A 17,246-nucleotide genomic window follows, 5' to 3' on the forward strand; every position below is an offset into this window, starting at 1 on the left:
CGGTGGGAGGTATGAGACTCCTCGTCGTCGCGGGAACGACCGCGACCGCCGCCGTCGACGGAATCAGCGCTGCGGGCGCCGACCCGGAGCTACGCGTTCACACGCCGAGCGCCGACCTCGAAATCGTCGAGGCGGGGCGCCCCGCGCCCGACTCGCCCGTGCCGATGAGTCCGACGGGCTGCGCGACGCCCGCGGTCGTCACCCGCGCGGTCCGCGAGCTGCTCGGCCCGGAGACCCTTCCCGTCGAGTTCGTCGACGCCGGGCTCGGCGCGCCGACCGCGGCGAGCGTCCGCGAGATCGGCGCGTCCCCGGGCGGCGACGTCCGCGACCCCGAGCCGGTCCCGGAGGCGGCGACCGTCTTCGAGCGCGCGCGCTCGCTGGCGCCCGACCTCGCCGTGTCCGGTGAGGGAGCCGGCCCCGAACGCGACGGCGACGGACCCGCCGAGCTGCTCGTCGCCGAGACGATTCCCGGCGGGACGACCACCGCGCTCGGAGTCCTGACCGCGCTCGGCGAGCGCGCCGCCGTCTCCTCGTCGCTACCGGCGAATCCGATCGAGCGCAAGCGGCGCGTCGTCGCCGAGGGGCTGGACGCGAGCGGCCTCGACCCGGGCGGCGCGGCGGACGACCCGATGGAGGCGGTCCGGCTGGCCGGCGACCCCGTCCTCGCCGCCGTTTCGGGGCTGATCGTCGGCGCGGCCGACGCCGGGATCGACGTGACCCTCGCGGGCGGCACACAGCTCGCGGCCGCGGCGGCGCTCGCCCGGCACGCGGGCGTGGAGCGACCACTCCCGTTGGCGACCACGTCGCTCGTCGCGGACGACCCCACCGCGGACCTCCCGGCGCTCGCCGGCGACCTGGACCTGACGCTCGCGGCGGCCGATCCCGGGTTCGGCGAGAGCGACCACCCGGCGGTGGCGGCGTACGCCCGCGGCGAGGCGAAGGAGGGCGTCGGCATGGGCGGGGCGCTCGCGCTCGCGGAGCGCGCCGGGGTCGGCGACGACGCCGTCCGCGAGCGGGTCGCCGCCGTGGCCGACCGCCTGCTCGCGGAGCGGACGGAGTCCGACGGGGGAGACGGGACTACCCCCGCGAACGGAGGCGACCGACGGTGAGGGGACTCGTCCTCGCCGGCACGGCGTCGGGCGTCGGCAAGACGGTGGCGACCCTCGCGACGATCCGCGCGTTCGAGAACGCCGGCCGGACCGTCCGGCCCGCGAAAGCGGGGCCGGACTTCATCGACCCGAGCCACCACGCCCGGGTCGCCGGGCGGCCGTCGCGCACCCTCGACCCGTGGCTTCAGGGGAACGACGGCCTCCGACGGAACTACGCCCGCGGCGACGGTGACGTCTGCGTCGTCGAGGGAATGATGGGGCTGTACGACGGCAGCGCCGCGAGCACGGCCGAGGTGGCCGCCGCGCTCGACCTCCCGGTCGTCCTCGTCGTCGACGCGAGCGCCGGGATGGAGAGCGTCGCGGCGACCGCGCTCGGCTTCGCGACGTACGCCGACCGGACCGACCACGACCTCGACGTGGCGGGCGTCGTCGCACAGCGCGCGCACGGCGGCCGTCACGAGTCGGGGATCCGCGAGGCGCTCCCAAACTCGCTCGCCTACTGCGGCCGGATCCCACCCCGCGAGGATCTGGAGATCCCCGACCGCCACCTCGGACTACGGATGGGCGAGGAGGCACCGCTCGACTCGGCGGCGCTCGACGCCGCCGCCGAGACGCTCCGGACCGACCGGCTGCTCGATGTCGCGGGCGAACCGACGCTCCCCGCGACGGGCCCGGAGGCGAGACCGGCTGGCGGCGACAGCCGAGCGAACCCCGGAGACGGCGACGACCGCCCGCGGGTCGCGGTCGCGGACGACGCCGCCTTCCGGTTTGTCTACCCGGCCACCCGCGAGCGGCTCGCCGAGCGCGCGACCGTAGTCCCCTTCGCGCCCGCGGCCGGCGACGATCTCCCGCCCTGCGACGGCGTCTACCTCCCCGGCGGCTACCCGGAGCTCCACGCCGCGGCGCTCGCCGACGGGCCCGCGCTTGCGTCGGTCGCGGACGCCGCGGCCGAGGGGACGCCCGTCCTCGGCGAGTGCGGCGGGCTGATGGCCCTCGCGGAGACGCTGACGACCGCCGACGGCGACAGCCACGAGATGGCGGGCGTCCTCCCCGCGAGCGTCGAGCGCCGGGAGCGGTATCAGGCGCTCGACCACGTCGAACTCCGCGCCCGCCGCGGCGCGCTCACGGCGGCCGCCGGGGATCGGCTCCGCGGCCACGAGTTCCACTACTCCGCGGCCGAGGTCGCCCCCGACGCCCGGTTCGCGTTCGACGTGGAGCGCGGGACCGGCATCGACGGCGACCGGGAGGGGCTGACCGAACACCGCACGCTCGGGACGTACTGTCACGTCCACCCCGAGAGCGGGGCGTTCGACGCGTTCCTCGACGAGGTGACGGGATGACGGGAGCCGCCGCGCCCGCCGGGGCCACCGAGCCGGCCGTCGCCGCGCAGGTCGCTGAACCCGCCGCCGCGCTGATTGCTCCGGCTGCCACGCTCCTCGCGCCGGTCGCGCTCGCCCTCGCGCTGGATCTCGCGGCCGCGGAGCCGCCGCACCGCGTCCACCCGGTCGCGCTGTTCGGGACCCTCGTCGGCCGGTTCGACCGGGAGTGGGGCCGCCCTCGGCTCGTCGGCGTCGCGGTCGCGGCCGGCCTCCCTCTCGCCGCGGCCGCACTCTGCGGCGGGGTCGTCTGGCTGGCCGCCGCGCACGGCCCGCGACCCGGCGGCGTCCCGGTCGCCGCCGTCGCCGCTGCGGCGGGCGTCTGCTTCTCGGTCGCGAGCCTCCGCATGCTGCTCGACGTGACCGGCGAGGTCGTCGCCGAGACCGAGACCGATCCCGACGCCGCCCGGGAGTCGGTCCGGGCGCTCGTCGGGCGCGACTCGGCCGACCTCTCTCCGGCCGCGCTCCGTAGCGCTGCGGTCGAGAGCGCCGCGGAGAACCTCGCGGACGGGTTCGTCGCACCGCTCGTCTGGTTCGCCGCCGGCGCGACCGGCGCCGTCGCGGTCGCGGCGGTCGGTGGGAGTCCCGGGGCCGGCACGACCGGCGTGACGGCCACGGTCGCCGGGAGCGCCGCGACCGTCGAGAGCGCGCTGGCGGCAGGGGTCGCGGCCGCGGCCTGGGTGAAGGCGGTGAACACGCTCGACTCGATGCTCGGCTACCGGTCGAAGCCGGTCGGCTGGGCCAGCGCCCGACTCGACGACGCCGCGATGTTCCTGCCGGCGCGGGTCGCGGCGTGCTGTCTCGCCGTCGCGGCCCGGTCGCCCGGGAGCCTGCGGCGCGCCCGGTCGCTGGCCCGCGAGCCGGCGTCGCCGAACTCGGGCTGGCCGATGGCGACGGCCGCCGCCGCGCTCGGCGTCCGCCTAGAGAAGCCGGGGGCGTACGTCCTCGACGGCGGTCCGGAGGCGCCGTCGCCCGCGGCCGCCCGCGACGCCGTGCGGCTCGTCGGCGTCGCCGGCGGGGTCACCGTCGCGGCCGCGGCGGCGTGGGTCCTCACGCTCGCGGGGGTGGTCGCGTGGTCCTGACCAGACCGGTCGCGGCGCTCCGCGGCGCGCTCGGGTTCCTCTCCCGGATCCCCGTCGGCCGCACCGACCGCGACTGGGAGGCGTTCCGGCGGACGCCAGCGGCGATGCCGGCGGTCGGGTACGCGATCGGGGCGCTCGTCTCGCTCCCGGTCGTCGCGGCCGCGCTGGTGCCGGTTCGGGTGCCGCCGCTCACGGTCGGCGTCGCGTTCGCCGCGTGGCTCTCCCTCGTCACCGGGATCACCCACCTCGACGGCGTCGCGGACCTCGGCGACGCGGCGGTCGTCCACGGCGACGCCGAGCGGCGGCGGGCGGTCCTGAAAGACTCCGCGCTCGGCGTGGGCGGGACGGTCGCGCTCGCGCTCGTCGTCGCCGGGCTCGTCGCCGCGGGGGCGGCGGTCACGGGCGTCGCGGCCCGCTCGCTCGGCGACGCGGCCGCCCTCGTCGTCCTCGCGGAGGTGGGCGCGAAGGCCGCGACGGCGGCGCTCGTCTGCGTCGGCGACGCCCCACACGAAGGGCTCGGGTCGGCGCTGACGGCGGCCTCCGGCCCGCGGGCGCTCGCCGGCGTCGCACTCGTGACGACGCCCGCGGCGCTGGGCGCGCGGGCGGGCCTCAGCACCGGGGGCGCCGGCGTCGTCGCGGCCGCGCTCACCGCCGCGGTCGTCGTCGCCGCGCTCGCGTTCGCGTGGGCGCGCTCGCGGCTTGGCGGGGTCAGCGGCGACGTGCTCGGCGCGACGAACGAGCTCGCCCGCGTCGTCGGGCTACACGCGGGGGTGATCGCGTGGACGCTCTCGTGATGTGCGGCGGCCGCGGCACGCGACTCGACCGCGAGGGCGAGAAGCCGCTCGCGCCGGTGGCCGGGCGGTCGATGGTCGACCGGACGCTCGACACCCTCGCCGCGAGCCGGGTCGAGACCGCGTACGCGGCCGTCTCGCCACACACGCCGCGGACCCGCGAGCGACTGGGCGAGCGGGCGAGCGGGGGCGGACGGGTCGCCGACGGCGCCGAACGAGGGGCGGGATCGGTCGAGGTGACCGTCGTCGACACGCCGGGCGACGGGTACGTCGCGGATCTTCAGGCGGCGCTGGCCGAGGGTCCGGAACCGCCGGTCCTCACGGTCGCGGTCGACCTCCCGCTGCTTGACGGGCCGGCGGTCGACACCGTCCTCGACGCGCACGCCGCGGCCGGGAGCGACTCCCTGTCGGTCCGCGTCCCCGCCGCGCGCAAGCGCGGGCTGGGCGCGAGCGCCGACGCCGCGACCCGGTACGACGACGGCGACGGCGACGAAGCGGCTGGCGAAGCCGTGGACCCGCCCGACGAGCGCGTCCCGGCCGGCGTCAACGTCGTCGGAGCGATCGACGGCGCGGGCGACGAGGCCGTCCGCGCGACCCGCGACGCCCGCCTCGCGCTCAACGTCAACCGCCCCGGAGACCGTCGGCTCGCCAAGCGGATCCTCGCCGGCGACCGGGATGCCCCTACCCTCCCGAGCGGCGGAGTCGACTGGCTCGGCAAACCGGAGCCCGCCGAGGGGGGTGACCGGCCGTGAACCGCGAGCGGGCGGCGGCGCTCGGACGCGAACCCCACGGGAGTACCGACGACCCGGACCTGCTGGATTTCAGCGCGAACACGAACCCCGAGGTCCCGGCGGGCGTCGAGCGCGTCTACCGCGCGGCCTTCGAGACGGCGCGGACGTACCCGCCGGAGCCCCCGGAAGTGTTCCGGGCGGCCGCGGCCGACTACGTCGGCTGCGACCCCGAGTGCGTGGTCCCGACGCCCGGCGGGCTGGCCGCGATCCGGACGGCGATCGCGCTCGCGGTCGACCCGGGCGACTCGGCCCTGCTCCCCGCGCCGAGTTTCGGCGAGTACGCCCGCGAGGTCCGACTTCGGGGCGGCGATCCCTCGTTCGTCGACGCCGAGCGCGTCCTCGACGCCGACCCGCGCGGCCACGCCCTGGCGGTCGTCTGTACGCCGAACAACCCGACCGGGGCCGGCTACGACCGCGAGGCGCTGCTCGCGTTCGCGGAGCGTTGCCGCGCGGCCGACACCGTGCTGCTCGTCGACGAGGCGTTCCTCGGGTTCACCGAGCGCGAGTCGCTCGCGGGCACCGACGGCGTCGTCGTCGCGCGGGCGCTCACCAAGCTGTTCGGGCTCCCCGGGATCCGGGCCGGATTCGCGGTCGCGACGGGCGACCTCGGCGCGGCGATGCGGGGCGCGCGCCGGGCGTGGAACGTGAGCGCCCCGGCGCTCGCGACCGGGGAGTACTGCCTCCGGCAGACGGCGTTCGTCCGCGAGACCCGCGACCGCGTCCGCCGCGAGCGCGGGCGGCTGCGGACCGGCCTCGGCGAGCGGTACGACGTGGCGCCCTCCGAGGCCCCGTTCCTGCTCGTCGACGTCGGCGACCGCGACGTGGACCGCGTCGTCGCGCGCGCCCGGGAGCGGGGCGTCGCCGTCCGCGACGCGCGGACGTTCCGGGGCCTCGACTCGCACGTTAGGGTCGCGGTCCGCCGCCCGGCGGAGAACGACCGACTCCTCGCGGCGCTCGGCGTCGACGGCGAGGAAGACGACGACGAAGCGGACGCCGAGACGGGAGACGGCGACGGAGGTGGGGACGCCGATGTTTGAGGCGACCGTCAGCGAGGGCGTCCTCCGGCTCCGGCGGCCGGGGACGCGCTGGCTCTCGACCGGGTGGGACGGCGGGCGGTCGCGGGCGGCGACCGCGTACAACGTCACCGTCCCGAAGGGGTTCGCCCGGACCGACCTCGGGGCCTACCGCGACGAGCGGCTGGCGCGGGCGGGGTTCGCCGCCGAAGCGGACGGGCGGAGCGCCGAGGGGAGCGACGGCGACCGCGACGCGCCGCCGACGCTGTTCACGGGCGTCTCGATGGAGCACGCCCGCGGCGCGCGGCTCGGGCCGGTCGTCGCGTACGCGACGGTCGGCCTCTCGAACCCCGCGATGCTGCCGATGGAGCCGACGGACGAGGGCGAGCCGGTCGATTCGGGCGCCGACGCCGCCGGCTCGCCGGTCGACCCCCCCGGAACGGTGAACCTGATCGTCGGCGCGACGCGGCGGCTCGCCCCCGGGGCCGCGGCGAACCTCGTCGCGGTCGCGGCCGAGGCGAAGGCGGCGACGCTGCTCGCGGGGGCGGGGGTTCCGGGGACGACGAGCGACGCCGTCGTCGTCGCCGACGATCCGGAGGGCGAGCCGGCGGAGTTCTCCGGGAGCGCCACGGCGGTCGGCGGGGCGGCCCGCGCCTGCGTCCGGGACGCGGTCCGCGCGAGCCTGCGGTCGCGGTACCCGGACGGCGACGTGCCCGGACCGGCGGCCGACGCCGAACACGGCGTCGTCACCGGCGACCGGGCGGAGGTTTTCGACCCATGACCACGAACCACGACGACACCGACGACGAGGAACCGACCGACGCGCACGAGGAAACACCGACCGACGCCGGCGAGGGAGCCGCAGGCGACCGCGCCCGCACCCCGGGCGGCGGCGCGGCCCCGGAGCCGGAGCCGATCGAGCCGGCCGCCCCCGAGCAGTTCGGACTGGTCCAGGCGTTCTGGGGCGACGGCAAGGGGAAGACCACCGCGGCGATGGGGATGGGCTTCCGGGCCGCGGGCCACGGCTACCGCGTCCACATGCTCCAGTTCATGAAGGGCGGCGCGGACAGCGTCGAGGGCGTCAGGGGCGAATACAACGCGATCGCGGCCGTTCCGGGCTTCACCTACGAGAACGCCGGTCACTACGGCTGGCACGGCCTGCTCGACGGGTCGGCCGACGACGAGCACGAGGCGAAGGCGGCGGCCGCCTTCGACCGCGCGGAGGCGCTCGTCATGGGCGCTGCGGAAGCAGACCTGACCGAGCCGCTCGCACTCGACGGGGCGCCCGAGGCGGGCGTCCACCTGCTGATACTCGACGAGCTGCTGTACGCGGCCGACCGCGGGCTCGTCGCCCCCGACGAGGTCGTCCGCCTCGCCGAGTCGAAGCCAGAGGACCTCGAACTCGTCCTCACCGGAAGCCACGCCGAACCGGACTATCTTGACGGCGTCGCCGATCTGATCTCGAACGTCCGCAAGGTCGCCCACCCGTTCGACGACGGCCAGCGGGCGCGCAGGGGGACGGAGTACTGACGATGAGGGCCGCGCGACCGTGACCGACGCCGGCGCGGACGAGGGCGGCGGGGCCGAGGCGGACCCGGAGAGTGACGCCGACACGGTGCTGATCGCGGGTACCGCGAGCCACGTCGGCAAGAGCACGCTGGCGGCCGGGCTCTGCCGACTGCTCGCGCGGCGCGGCGTCTCGGTCGCACCGTACAAGGCCCAGAACATGAGCAACAACGCGCGGGTCGCGCTCGCCCCGGACGGAGAGTGGGGCGAGGTCGGCGTCTCCCAACACGTCCAGGCCCGGGCGGCCGAGACCGTGCCGACGACCGACGTGAACCCCGTCCTGCTCAAGCCGCGCGGCGGCGGCGAGAGCCAGGTGATCGTCGACGGCGAGGCGGTCGCGAACGCTCCGGCGTCGGCGTACTACGACGACCACTGGGCGACCGCCCGCGACGCCGCGGTCGCCGCCCACGAGCGCCTCGCGGCCGACCACGACGTGATCGTCGCCGAAGGCGCGGGGAGCATCGCCGAGATCAACCTCCACGACCGCGACCTCGCGAACGTCGAGTGCGCGCGGTTCGCGGACGCGGCGATCCTGATCGCGGTCGACATCGAGCGCGGCGGCGCGTTCGCGAGCCTCTACGGGACCCTCGAACTGCTCCCCGACGACCTCCGCGAACGCGTGTGCGGCGCCGTGATCACGAAGTTCCGCGGCGACCCGGCCCTCCTCGAACCCGGGATCGACGAGATCGAGGCCCGAACCGGCGTGCCCGTCGTCGGCGTCGTCCCGCACGACGACCCGGGGCTCCCGGCGGAGGACAGCCTCTCGCTGCCCGACGCGGCGACCGCCGAGGACGGAAGCGGTGGCGGCGGGACCGGCGGCGGCGGCGTCCTCGGCACCGACGACGGCGTTCCGGACGACGAGGCCGTCCAGGTCGGGGTCCCGCGGCTGCCGCGCATCTCGAACTTCACCGACCTGGAGCCGCTCGCGCGCGAGCCGGGAGTCCGCGTCGCCTACCTCCCGCTCGACGCCGCGCTCGACGGAGTCGACGCGGTGGTCCTCCCGGGATCAAAGAACACCGTCGACGACCTGCTCGCACTCCGCGAGGCCGGCTTCGACGGCGCGCTGCGCGCGTTCGACGCCCCCGTGGTCGGCGTCTGCGGCGGGTACCAGCTGCTCGGCGAACGGCTCCTCGACGCGGCCGTCGAGGGCGTCGGCGACCGCGAAGCGGTTCCGGGGGTCGGCCTCCTGCCAGTCGAGACGCGGTTCTCGACGGAGAAGCGCGTCGAGCGCGTCACCCGGGCGGTCGACGGCGTCGGCCCGATCGCCGGCGCCGAGGGGCGCACGACGGGCTACGAGATCCGCGCCGGGCGGACGCGGGTCCTCGACGACGGGGAGCGGGAGGCCGCGCCGACGCTGCTCGCGACCGAGCCGCTCGGTGCCGAGGGCGTCGCCACCGACCGCGTCCTCGGGACGTACCTCCACGGACTCTTCGAGACGCCAGCCGTGCGCGACGCCTTCGTCGAGACGGTCTTCGCGAACGCGGGCCGGACGCGCCCGGACGCGACGACCGCCGACCGGTCGCCGTACGAGCGCGCGGCCGACCTCGTCGCGGACCACGTGGACCTGGCCGCCGCCGGGCTCGACGAGCTCCTCGGGTCCGCGGAGTGAGGCGACGGGGGATCCGAAGGCGGAAAGTATATTGTCCTAAACACCCAATACTGGCGCATGAGCGACGCAGCCGAAGCGAACGAATCGACGGGAGACGACGCGAAGACCGAGCGCGAGCGGATTCGCGAGCAGAAGCGCCGAGAGCTGGAAGCGCGCCTCGGCGACGGCGACGCGTTCGACGAGGGCACCGGAACCGAGACGGGCGACGGCGGGGCGGCGACCCCGGACGAGCCGATCCACGTGAACGGACCGGACGAACTCCAGCGCACGGTCGACGAGCACGACGTCGTCCTCGTGGACTGTTACGCCGACTGGTGTGGCCCCTGTCAGATGATGGAGCCGACGATCGAGGCGCTCGCGGCCGAAAGCGACGCCGCGATCGCCAAGGTCGACGTCGACGCGAACCAGGCGGTCGCCCAGCAGCTGGGCGCGCGCAGCATCCCGACGCTCGTCCTGTTTGCCGGCGGCGAGGCGGTCGACCGGTTCGTCGGCGCGCAGGACCGGGCGACGCTCGAATCCGCGATCAACGAACACGCCGCCTGACGCGGCGGGGGAGCAGAGCCGTCAGTTCTCCGCGAGCGTCTCCTCCAAGAGCTTCCGCTGTGCGGTCGCGAGGTGCTCGGCGAACGTCGAGGGAGAGATGTCGAGCGCGTCGGCGACCGCGCTCGCGTTGGCGTCGCGGGGGCGTTCGAAGTAGCCCATGCGGTAGGCGGTCCGCAACACCTCGCACTGGCGATCGGTGAGGCGGCCGCGGTCGACGAGGGTCCGGTCCGACACCTCGTCGCCGCGCGCCGACCCCTCGACGAGGTAGCGGACCTCGACGCGCTCCGCCGTCCCGTCGAGCGCCGAGACGATGTCGCGCAGGCGTTCGAGGTCGGGGAGGTGGAGCGTCAGGAGGAGGACGCCGTCCTCGGCGCGGGCGTCCGCGATCGGGCAGTCGAGCTCCTCGATTATCCGGCAGGCGCACGCCCCGTCGCGCGGGCGGTCGTACCGGTACACCCGCTCGTCGCCGAGGTCGACGACCGAGGTGGGCGTCGGGACCCCCTCCGCGCGGTCGACCGCGTCCGGGTCGCGGGCGCGGAACTCCTCGGTGTGCGTGTCACCCACGTGCGTCCAGTTGACGCCGGTTATCGGTCCGTCGTGGACGGTCGACGCGGCGACGACCGGACACCCCTCGGTCCCGTGGATCGCGACGCCGGCGCGAACGCCCCCGTGCGCGGCCGCGACACCGTCGTCCGCCGGCTTCTCTCCGGTTCCCATCAGATCGGGGTTAGCACGACGGGTACAAATGCCTGATCCACGATACACCGGTCCCGTGACCGGGTCTCGCAGAGAACACCCGCAATACTGAGGGCCGGTCGGTATCGGTCCGCGCCCCGGAGTCGCAGCCGTGACACGAGCGATCCACGCACTCGGAGCGATCGCCCTGGCCGGCGCCGGGGGCGGAATGAGCGTCGCGGCGGCCGCGGGGTTGGCCGGCGGCGCCGGAGGCGGACCGAACCTGCTGGCCGGCGCGGTCGTCCTCGCGGTCGGCGCGGTGAGCCTCGGCGCCACCGTCGCGAGGGAGACCCGGGACGCGCTGCGGACGGACGGCTTCGGCGTCACGCGGACCGACCTCGGCAACGCGACCGCCGTCGCCGCCGCGGCGCCGGTCACGTACGCCCTCTCCGTGCGGGTGGGCGTCGGCGCGGTCGTCGCGTCCGCGCTCGTTGGGCTCTGCGCGCACCTCCTGACCGAGACGTACGGCGCCCCCGCCTACTGCGGTTCGTTCGTCGGGATGGCGACCCCCGCGGCCGACGCCGAACTCGGGTCGGTGGCCGCCGCCGGCCTCGTCGCCGCCGGCGTCTTCGTCGCCGCCAAGCGCGCGTTCAACGGGTTCGGCGGGAAGCTCGGCACGACGGCGTTCGTCGGCTGCCTGTCGGTGGCGGCGCTCGGCGGGCTGACTCCCGGCGCGGGGACGGTCCCGGAGCCGGCCGTCGCGACGGGGCTCGTCGCCGCGGCGGCCGTCGCCGCGCCCGTCACGTACCTCGTGAGCGTTCAGCTCGACCACGGCCCGGTCGTCGCCTCCGCCGTCGTCGGGCTCGCGGCCGGCCTCGTCTGTCCGCCGCTGTTCGCCGCGGGCGACGCGGTCGCTGCGGTCGCCTTCTGCGCGTCGTTCGCCGGGATGGCCACCCCGGAGCGGATCCCAGGGCCCGGCGCGATGCTGTTGGCCGGCGGGACAGCCGGCGTGGCGTTCGTCGGCGCGGCGCCGTACTTCGTCGGCTTCGGCGGGAAGCTCGGCACGATCGCGTTCGCCGCCTGCCTCGTGACCGCGGGCGCCCTGTCGCTCGGCCGCCTGCTCGCGCCGGCGGGGAGCGACGCCGTGACCGGGTGACTCGCCGCCGCGTCGGGGGGGCGCGAAGACGGCGGACGAACACCGTCGACCGGCGCGAGAGGCGGGCGGACATCGAGGCGAGGGGACGGATACCGGGAGGGGAGGGCCGGCACCGAGACGAGAGGGTAATTAAAACACCACGCTACGCCGGGGGTGTTCGGAGGGTGCTGGGGCTCCTACGTGGGACCGATGCCCGATCCGACCGAACGGAGCTTCGAGTCGAGCCCCACCGTCTGTCCGTTCTGCGGCGTCGGCTGCCAGATCGAGTACGCCGACCGCGGCGGCGCGACCGGCGTCGAGGGGGCGGTGAACGCCAAGGGAGAGATCTGCCCGAAGGGGGCGGCCGCGTTCGACGTGGTCGACCACGAGGACCGCCTGACGGAGCCGCTGGTCCGACACGACGGGCACTTCGTCACCGCGCCGTGGGGGGAGGCGCTCGACCGCGTCGCGAGCGGAATCGGGCGCGTGGTCGACGAGCACGGCCCCGACGCCGTCCAGTTCTTCGCGTCGTCGAACTGTACGAACGAGGAGAACTACGTCCTCCAGAAGCTCGCGCGCGTCCTCGGGACCAACAACGTCGACAACTGCGCGCGGCTCTGTCACTCCTCGACCGTCGCGGCGATGAGCGAGCGGTTCGGGGCCGGCGCGATGACGAACACGCTCGACGACCTCCGGGAGACGGACTGCCTGTTCGTCAACGGGGCCAACCCGGCCGAGCAACACCCCGTGGCGTTCCGGTCGTACCTCCTCCCGGCGATCCGCGACGGCGCGACGCTGGTCCACGTCGACCCGCGCGCGAACGACACCACCGAGGCGGCGGACGTCCACCTGCCGCTGCGCCCCGGCACCGACATCGAGGTGGCGAACGCGGTCGCGGCGGTCCTCGTTGAGGAGGACCTCGTCGACGAGTCGTTCCTCGACGAGCGCACGACCGGGTTCGACCGCCTTCGCGGCCACCTCGCCGGCGTGGACGTCGCCGCGAACGCCGAGGCGGCCGGCGTCGACCCGGAGGCGATCCGGGAGGCCGCCCGGGCGTACGGCGAGGCCGACCGCGCCGCGATCGTGACGGGGATGGGGACGAGCCAGCACCGCTGCGGCACCGACAACGTCCACGCCCTGCTCAACCTCGCGCTGCTGACCGGCAACGTCGGCCGCCCCGGGACGGGCGTGAACCCGCTGCGGGGCCAAAACAACGTTCAGGGCACGAGTGACGTTGGAGGACTGCCAGGCGTGCTCCCCGGGTACGAGCCCGTGACGGACGCGGCCGCCCGCGAGCGCGTCGCCGAGGTGTGGGGGGTCGAGCCGCCGGCGGAGCCCGGCCTCACCGAGGTGGAGGCGACCCACCGGTTCGGCGACGAGGTGCGCGCGGCGGTCGTCTTCGGCGAGAACCCGGCCGTCACCGAGCCGAACGCGACGGCGGTCGCGTCGGCGTTCGACGACCTCGACTTCTGCGTCGTCATCGACCTGTTCGAGACGGCGACAGCCAAGCACGCGGACGTGGTCCTCCCCGGGAGCGCGTGGGCCGAGAAGGCCGGGACCGTGACGAACACCGACCGGCGCGTGATGCGGATGCGGCCGAACGCGGACCTGCCGGGGAACGCGCGACGGGACTTCGAGATCCTCACCGACCTCGGCCAGCGGCTGACCGACCGGCCGGACGCGTTCGACCACGACGGCCCGGAAGCGGCCTTCGAGGAGCTGACCCGCGTCGCCCCGATCTACGAGGGGATGAGCTACGCGGAGATCGGCGGCGGCTACCAGCGGTGGCCGTTCTCGGCGAGCGACGGGGCCGGCACCGACGTGTTACACGCGGAGACGTTCGCGACGGGCGAGCGCACCGCCCCGCTCGCGGTCGTCGACCCGGTCCCGCCCGCGGACGAACTCGACGCCGGCGAGCTGACGCTGACGACCGGTCGCGTGATGCAGCACTTCAACAGCGGGGCGCTCAGCCGGCGCTCCGACCGACTCGTGGCGATGCGGGGCGAGGACGCGCTCCAGATCCACCCGGCGGACGCCGCCGATCGCGAGATCGAGGACGGCGACCGGGTGACCGTCTCGAACGAGCGCGGGAGCGTCGAGGTCGCCGCCGAGGTCACGCCGGCGGTCCGCGAGGGCGTCGTGTTCTGTACGTTCCACTACCCGGACCCGCTCGCGAACGCGCTGACGGGCGACGCGCTCGACCCGGCGGCGAAGATCCCCGAGTTCAAGCACTCGGCGGTCGCGGTCGAGCCGGTCGCCGAGGGGGACGCGCCCGCGGAAGGCGACGCGGCCGGCGCCGACTGAACGGGCGCCGACGCGGGGTCGGCCGTCCGTCGCGGATAGGCGGCACGAATCGCCGGTATCAGCCGTGAGACCTGGGGGTGGCCGTTTATATAACCCAAGCGGAGAGGTCTCAGCATGGCTACATCGGGAGAGTACGGCCGGCACGACTTCGGTCAGGGCGGCTTGAACGACGGGCTCGACGTGGGTGAGCTGGTCGACGAGATCGGTCTCGACGGGGACGAGATCGCGTGGCGAAAGGAGTTCGTCGGCTTCGACGCAGAAGACGAGCGGCGACTGAGCCGGTACGAGGACGCGTTCGCGGAGAACGCGGAGCAGATCGCGGACGGCTTCTACGAGAACCTCACCGAGCACGAGCAGACGACCGCGGTGATCGGCCGGTCCGACAAGGGGCTCGAACAGCTCAAGCGGACCCAGTCGGCGTACCTCGTGACGCTCGCGGGGGGCGAGTACGGGACGGAGTACTTCGAGGACCGGGCGCGGATCGGCAAGATCCACGACATGCTGGAAATGCCGATGAAACACTACATCGGGCAGTACGGCGTCTACTACGACCTGATCCTCCCGCTTATCGGCGACCGGCTCGTCGACTCGCTCACCGACCGGCTGGCCCCCGACGACGGCGGGACGGTCGACGACGAGACCGCGGCGGCGGTCGAGGCGGAGGTCGACGACGCGATCGAGGACCTGCTCTCCGTCCTCCGGATCGTCAACCTCGACATGCAGGTCGTCACGGACACGTACATCCACTCGTACAGCGAGAAGCTCTCGGCGGCCGTCGAGCGGAACGAGGAGCTGATGGCGGAGGTGGAGGCGGAGGTCGAAGACCCGATCAGCGACCTCCGCGAGTCGGCGGGCGACGTCGCCGAGAGCGCCGCCGAGGTGGGCGACGCGGCCGAGGAACAGTCGCGGCGGGTCGCCGAGGTCTCCTCCGAGGTCGCGAACCTCTCGGCGACCGTCGAGGAGGTGGCGTCGACGGCCGACGAGGTCGATCGGACGAGCAGCCGGGCAGAGGCCCTCGCGGAGGACGGCCGTGACGCGGCCGACGACGCCGCGTCGGCCATGGACGACATCGGCGACGCGGTCGACGAGGTGGCGGCCGACGTGGAGGCGCTTCAAGAGCGGGTCGAGGAGATCGACGAGTTCGTCGACGCGATCGACGGGATCGCCGACCAGACGAACCTGCTCGCGCTCAACGCCTCGATCGAGGCGGCCCGGGCCGGCGAGGCGGGTGCCGGGTTCGGCGTCGTCGCCGACGAGATCAAGTCGCTCGCGGAGGAGTCGCAGGGGCACGCGAGCGACATCGAGTCGATGGTCGACGGCATCCGCGCCGACACCGAGGAGACGGTCGAGAGCCTCTCGGAGACGACGGTGCGAGTCGACGAGGGGAGCGAGCGCGTCGGCGACGCGGCGGAGAGCCTCACCGACATCGCCGAGGCAGTCACCGAGACGGCCGACGGGATCGACGAGGTCTCCGACGTGACCGACGAGCAGGCCGCGGCCGCCGAGGAGATCGCCGCGACGATCGACGGGGTGGTCGAGCAGTCGAATCAGATCTCGGAGCGGATGGGAGAGCTCGCGGAGGAGAGCGAGTGCCAGTCCGCGGCGGTCGAGGAGGTCGAACGCAGCGTGCGCCGGCTGTCCGCCGACGGCGGCGACGACGGATTCCAAGCGGCGTCGGTGACGGACGGCGGCCGGTCGATCCCGGCGGGGCTACCGGAAGGGATGCCGGAGTTCGTGATCGACCGCCTCTCCGACGAGGAGTTACAGGCGATCGCGGCCGGCGACCTAGAGATGGACGACCTCCGGTGAGCCGGTCGGCGTGACCGGCGCGTCGGAGGCGCAAGAGCGCGGCCCGAGCGGTCTGACTCAGGGGACGAAGTACGCGTCCGGTCCTCGAACGCCGGAGAGCTCGCGGAGCGCGGGGGCGCCGCACCGGTCGCAGGCGTCCGGCTCCGCAGCGGCGTCGGCCCGGGCGAACACCGTCTCGCAGGCGTCGCAGGCGACGTAGCGGAGCGCGAGCGACGGGGTGTCGGTCATGGGCGGGGTAGGCGGCCGACGCACTTGAACCGACGCCCGGGGCGGGTCGGTCTCGCCCGGACCCGGCGTCGCCGGTCGGGTCACTATTGCCCGGACCCGGCGTCGCCGGAGGACGCGATCCGCGCCTCGTACTTCGCCAGCGACTCGTCGAGCGCCTCGGCGGCGTCGGCGTCCGCCGCCTCGGCGAGCGCGAGCAGCGCGAACAGCGCGTCGCCGATCTCGTCGGTCGCGATCGCGGCGGCGTCCGGCTCGCTTCCGTAGTCGGTCGAGGTCGCCACCTCCTTGGCGATCTCGCCGACCTCGCTCTCGAGGTCGAGGACCCGGTGCGCGAGGTCGGTCTCTAACCCGTGCTCGGCGACGAAGGCGGCGACGCGGTCCTGCTCGTCCATACGCGTGGCCTCCCTCGCCTCGGTAAAGAATCCTCCCGCTTCGGTCGCCCCGAGACCGCGGGCTTCGGTGGTGGCGAGGACGGCCGGTCGCGCAACCCCTAAGACGCGAGCGACCCCAGTGTTCGTATGCGAATCGCGATACTCGGCGGCACCGGCGACATCGGCGAGGGGCTCGCGCTCCGGCTGGCGGCGGACACCCCGCACCGGATCGCGGTCGGGTCGCGGGAGGCCGAGAAGGCCGAGACCAAGGCCGAGGAGTACACGACCGAACTGGAGAGCCGCGGGCTCGACGCCGCGGTGACCGGCGGGGAGAACGCCGCTGTCGCCGCCGACGCCCGCGTCGTCGTCCTCGCGGTGCCGCCGTATCACGTCGGCGACACCGTGGAGGCGGTGGCGGGGTCGCTGGACGACGGCGACGTGCTCGTCTCGCCCGCCACGGGGATGAAACGCGACGACGAGGGGTTCCACTACCACAAGCCCGGCGCGGGCTCGGTGACCGCGATCGTCGCCGACGCGGCGCCGGGGGGCGTCGCCGTCGTCGGCGCGTTCCACAACCTCGCCGCCGCGCGGCTGGCGAACCTCGACGCCGACCTCGGCGTCGACACGCTCGTCATCGGCGACGACGAGGACGCGAAGCGAACGGTCGCGGACGTCGCCGAGGGGATCGAGGGGCTCCGCGCGCTCGACGCGGGCGGGATCGCCAACGCACCCGAGATCGAGGCGCTGACGCCGCTTCTGATCAACGTCGCCTCGAACAACGACGGGCTCAACGACCTAGGCGTTCGGTTCCAGTAGGACCGGAGGCGGACCGTCGCCGGGCGCTATG

At 75.0% G+C, this 17,246-nt stretch carries 17 protein-coding genes; 14 read left to right on the top strand and 3 right to left on the bottom strand.

Features of this window, described 5'->3' with window-relative positions; all coding sequences use genetic code 11:
• Positions 1 to 2 precede the first annotated feature (2 nt).
• From EXE41_RS00445 to trxA, 10 genes are read left to right on the top strand one after another with little or no spacing between them, the layout of a single operon-like run.
• Entirely contained in the window at positions 3 to 1,109 is a 1,107-nt protein-coding gene (locus tag EXE41_RS00445; protein WP_137689999.1) for a nicotinate-nucleotide--dimethylbenzimidazole phosphoribosyltransferase, read from the top strand.
• Positions 1,106 to 2,449 carry a cobyrinic acid a,c-diamide synthase gene (locus EXE41_RS00450; protein WP_086219672.1) on the top strand — a complete coding sequence of 448 codons (1,344 nt, stop codon included), beginning with the start codon at positions 1,106 to 1,108 and terminating at the stop codon, positions 2,447 to 2,449. Before EXE41_RS00445 ends, EXE41_RS00450 begins: the two co-directional genes overlap by 4 nt.
• Entirely contained in the window at positions 2,446 to 3,567 is a 1,122-nt protein-coding gene (locus EXE41_RS00455) for a CobD/CbiB family cobalamin biosynthesis protein (RefSeq protein ID WP_137690000.1), read from the top strand. Before EXE41_RS00450 ends, EXE41_RS00455 begins: the two co-directional genes overlap by 4 nt.
• Positions 3,558 to 4,361 carry an adenosylcobinamide-GDP ribazoletransferase gene (gene cobS, locus EXE41_RS00460; RefSeq protein WP_137690001.1) on the top strand — a complete coding sequence of 268 codons (804 nt, stop codon included), beginning with the start codon at positions 3,558 to 3,560 and terminating at the stop codon, positions 4,359 to 4,361. Before EXE41_RS00455 ends, cobS begins: the two co-directional genes overlap by 10 nt.
• The gene (locus EXE41_RS00465) at positions 4,361 to 5,110 is read left to right on the top strand and encodes an NTP transferase domain-containing protein (protein WP_137690105.1); all 750 of its coding nucleotides are present in this window, start codon (positions 4,361 to 4,363) and stop codon (positions 5,108 to 5,110) included. The genes cobS and EXE41_RS00465 overlap by 1 nt, the downstream gene beginning before the upstream one ends.
• Positions 5,107 to 6,186, top strand: coding sequence for an aminotransferase class I/II-fold pyridoxal phosphate-dependent enzyme (locus EXE41_RS00470; protein WP_137690002.1), 1,080 nt, complete (start codon positions 5,107 to 5,109; stop codon positions 6,184 to 6,186). The genes EXE41_RS00465 and EXE41_RS00470 overlap by 4 nt, the downstream gene beginning before the upstream one ends.
• Positions 6,179 to 6,943 carry an adenosylcobinamide amidohydrolase gene (locus EXE41_RS00475; RefSeq protein WP_137690003.1) on the top strand — a complete coding sequence of 255 codons (765 nt, stop codon included), beginning with the start codon at positions 6,179 to 6,181 and terminating at the stop codon, positions 6,941 to 6,943. The genes EXE41_RS00470 and EXE41_RS00475 overlap by 8 nt, the downstream gene beginning before the upstream one ends.
• Complete coding sequence (locus EXE41_RS00480; protein ID WP_137690004.1) at positions 6,940 to 7,692, top strand: cob(I)yrinic acid a,c-diamide adenosyltransferase; 753 nt, start codon at positions 6,940 to 6,942, stop codon at positions 7,690 to 7,692. The genes EXE41_RS00475 and EXE41_RS00480 overlap by 4 nt, the downstream gene beginning before the upstream one ends.
• A gap of 19 nt (positions 7,693 to 7,711) precedes the next feature.
• The gene (locus EXE41_RS00485; protein ID WP_137690005.1) at positions 7,712 to 9,337 is read left to right on the top strand and encodes a cobyric acid synthase; all 1,626 of its coding nucleotides are present in this window, start codon (positions 7,712 to 7,714) and stop codon (positions 9,335 to 9,337) included.
• A gap of 57 nt (positions 9,338 to 9,394) precedes the next feature.
• Positions 9,395 to 9,880 carry a thioredoxin gene (trxA, locus tag EXE41_RS00490; RefSeq protein ID WP_137690006.1) on the top strand — a complete coding sequence of 162 codons (486 nt, stop codon included), beginning with the start codon at positions 9,395 to 9,397 and terminating at the stop codon, positions 9,878 to 9,880.
• A 21-nt stretch (positions 9,881 to 9,901) separates the two neighbouring features.
• Here the strand turns inward: trxA and EXE41_RS00495 are convergent, their stop codons facing one another.
• Positions 9,902 to 10,597, bottom strand: coding sequence for a helix-turn-helix domain-containing protein (locus EXE41_RS00495; RefSeq protein ID WP_137690007.1), 696 nt, complete (start codon positions 10,595 to 10,597; stop codon positions 9,902 to 9,904).
• A 187-nt stretch (positions 10,598 to 10,784) separates the two neighbouring features.
• Here EXE41_RS00495 and EXE41_RS00500 point away from each other — a divergent pair, with 187 nt between their 5' ends.
• The 3 genes from EXE41_RS00500 to EXE41_RS00510 all read left to right on the top strand — a co-directional run bounded on the left by EXE41_RS00500 (position 10,785) and on the right by EXE41_RS00510 (position 15,803).
• Positions 10,785 to 11,711, top strand: a complete 927-nt coding sequence (locus tag EXE41_RS00500) for a hypothetical protein (RefSeq protein WP_049931514.1) — start codon at positions 10,785 to 10,787, stop codon at positions 11,709 to 11,711.
• Positions 11,712 to 11,900: 189 nt separating this feature from the next.
• Positions 11,901 to 13,994, top strand: coding sequence for a formate dehydrogenase subunit alpha (gene fdhF, locus EXE41_RS00505; RefSeq protein ID WP_137690008.1), 2,094 nt, complete (start codon positions 11,901 to 11,903; stop codon positions 13,992 to 13,994).
• A 114-nt stretch (positions 13,995 to 14,108) separates the two neighbouring features.
• On the top strand, positions 14,109 to 15,803 hold the full coding sequence (locus EXE41_RS00510; RefSeq protein WP_241987162.1) for a globin-coupled sensor protein: 1,695 nt from the start codon (positions 14,109 to 14,111) through the stop codon (positions 15,801 to 15,803).
• Between the two features lie 57 nt (positions 15,804 to 15,860).
• On the opposite strand, the gene EXE41_RS18955 is transcribed toward EXE41_RS00510, so the two are convergent.
• Both EXE41_RS18955 and EXE41_RS00515 read right to left on the bottom strand, forming a co-directional pair.
• Positions 15,861 to 16,031, bottom strand: coding sequence for a hypothetical protein (locus EXE41_RS18955; RefSeq protein WP_155120035.1), 171 nt, complete (start codon positions 16,029 to 16,031; stop codon positions 15,861 to 15,863).
• An 83-nt stretch (positions 16,032 to 16,114) separates the two neighbouring features.
• Positions 16,115 to 16,420 carry a MazG-like family protein gene (locus EXE41_RS00515; RefSeq protein WP_049931405.1) on the bottom strand — a complete coding sequence of 102 codons (306 nt, stop codon included), beginning with the start codon at positions 16,418 to 16,420 and terminating at the stop codon, positions 16,115 to 16,117.
• A gap of 126 nt (positions 16,421 to 16,546) precedes the next feature.
• On the opposite strand from EXE41_RS00515, the gene npdG reads away from it, so the two are divergent.
• Entirely contained in the window at positions 16,547 to 17,215 is a 669-nt protein-coding gene (gene npdG, locus EXE41_RS00520) for an NADPH-dependent F420 reductase (RefSeq protein ID WP_086216180.1), read from the top strand.
• The last annotated feature ends 31 nt before the right edge of the window (positions 17,216 to 17,246 follow it).

Origin of the sequence: Halorubrum sp. SD690R (assembly GCF_005435035.1) — an archaeon.
Classification (GTDB): domain Archaea; phylum Halobacteriota; class Halobacteria; order Halobacteriales; family Haloferacaceae; genus Halorubrum; species Halorubrum ezzemoulense.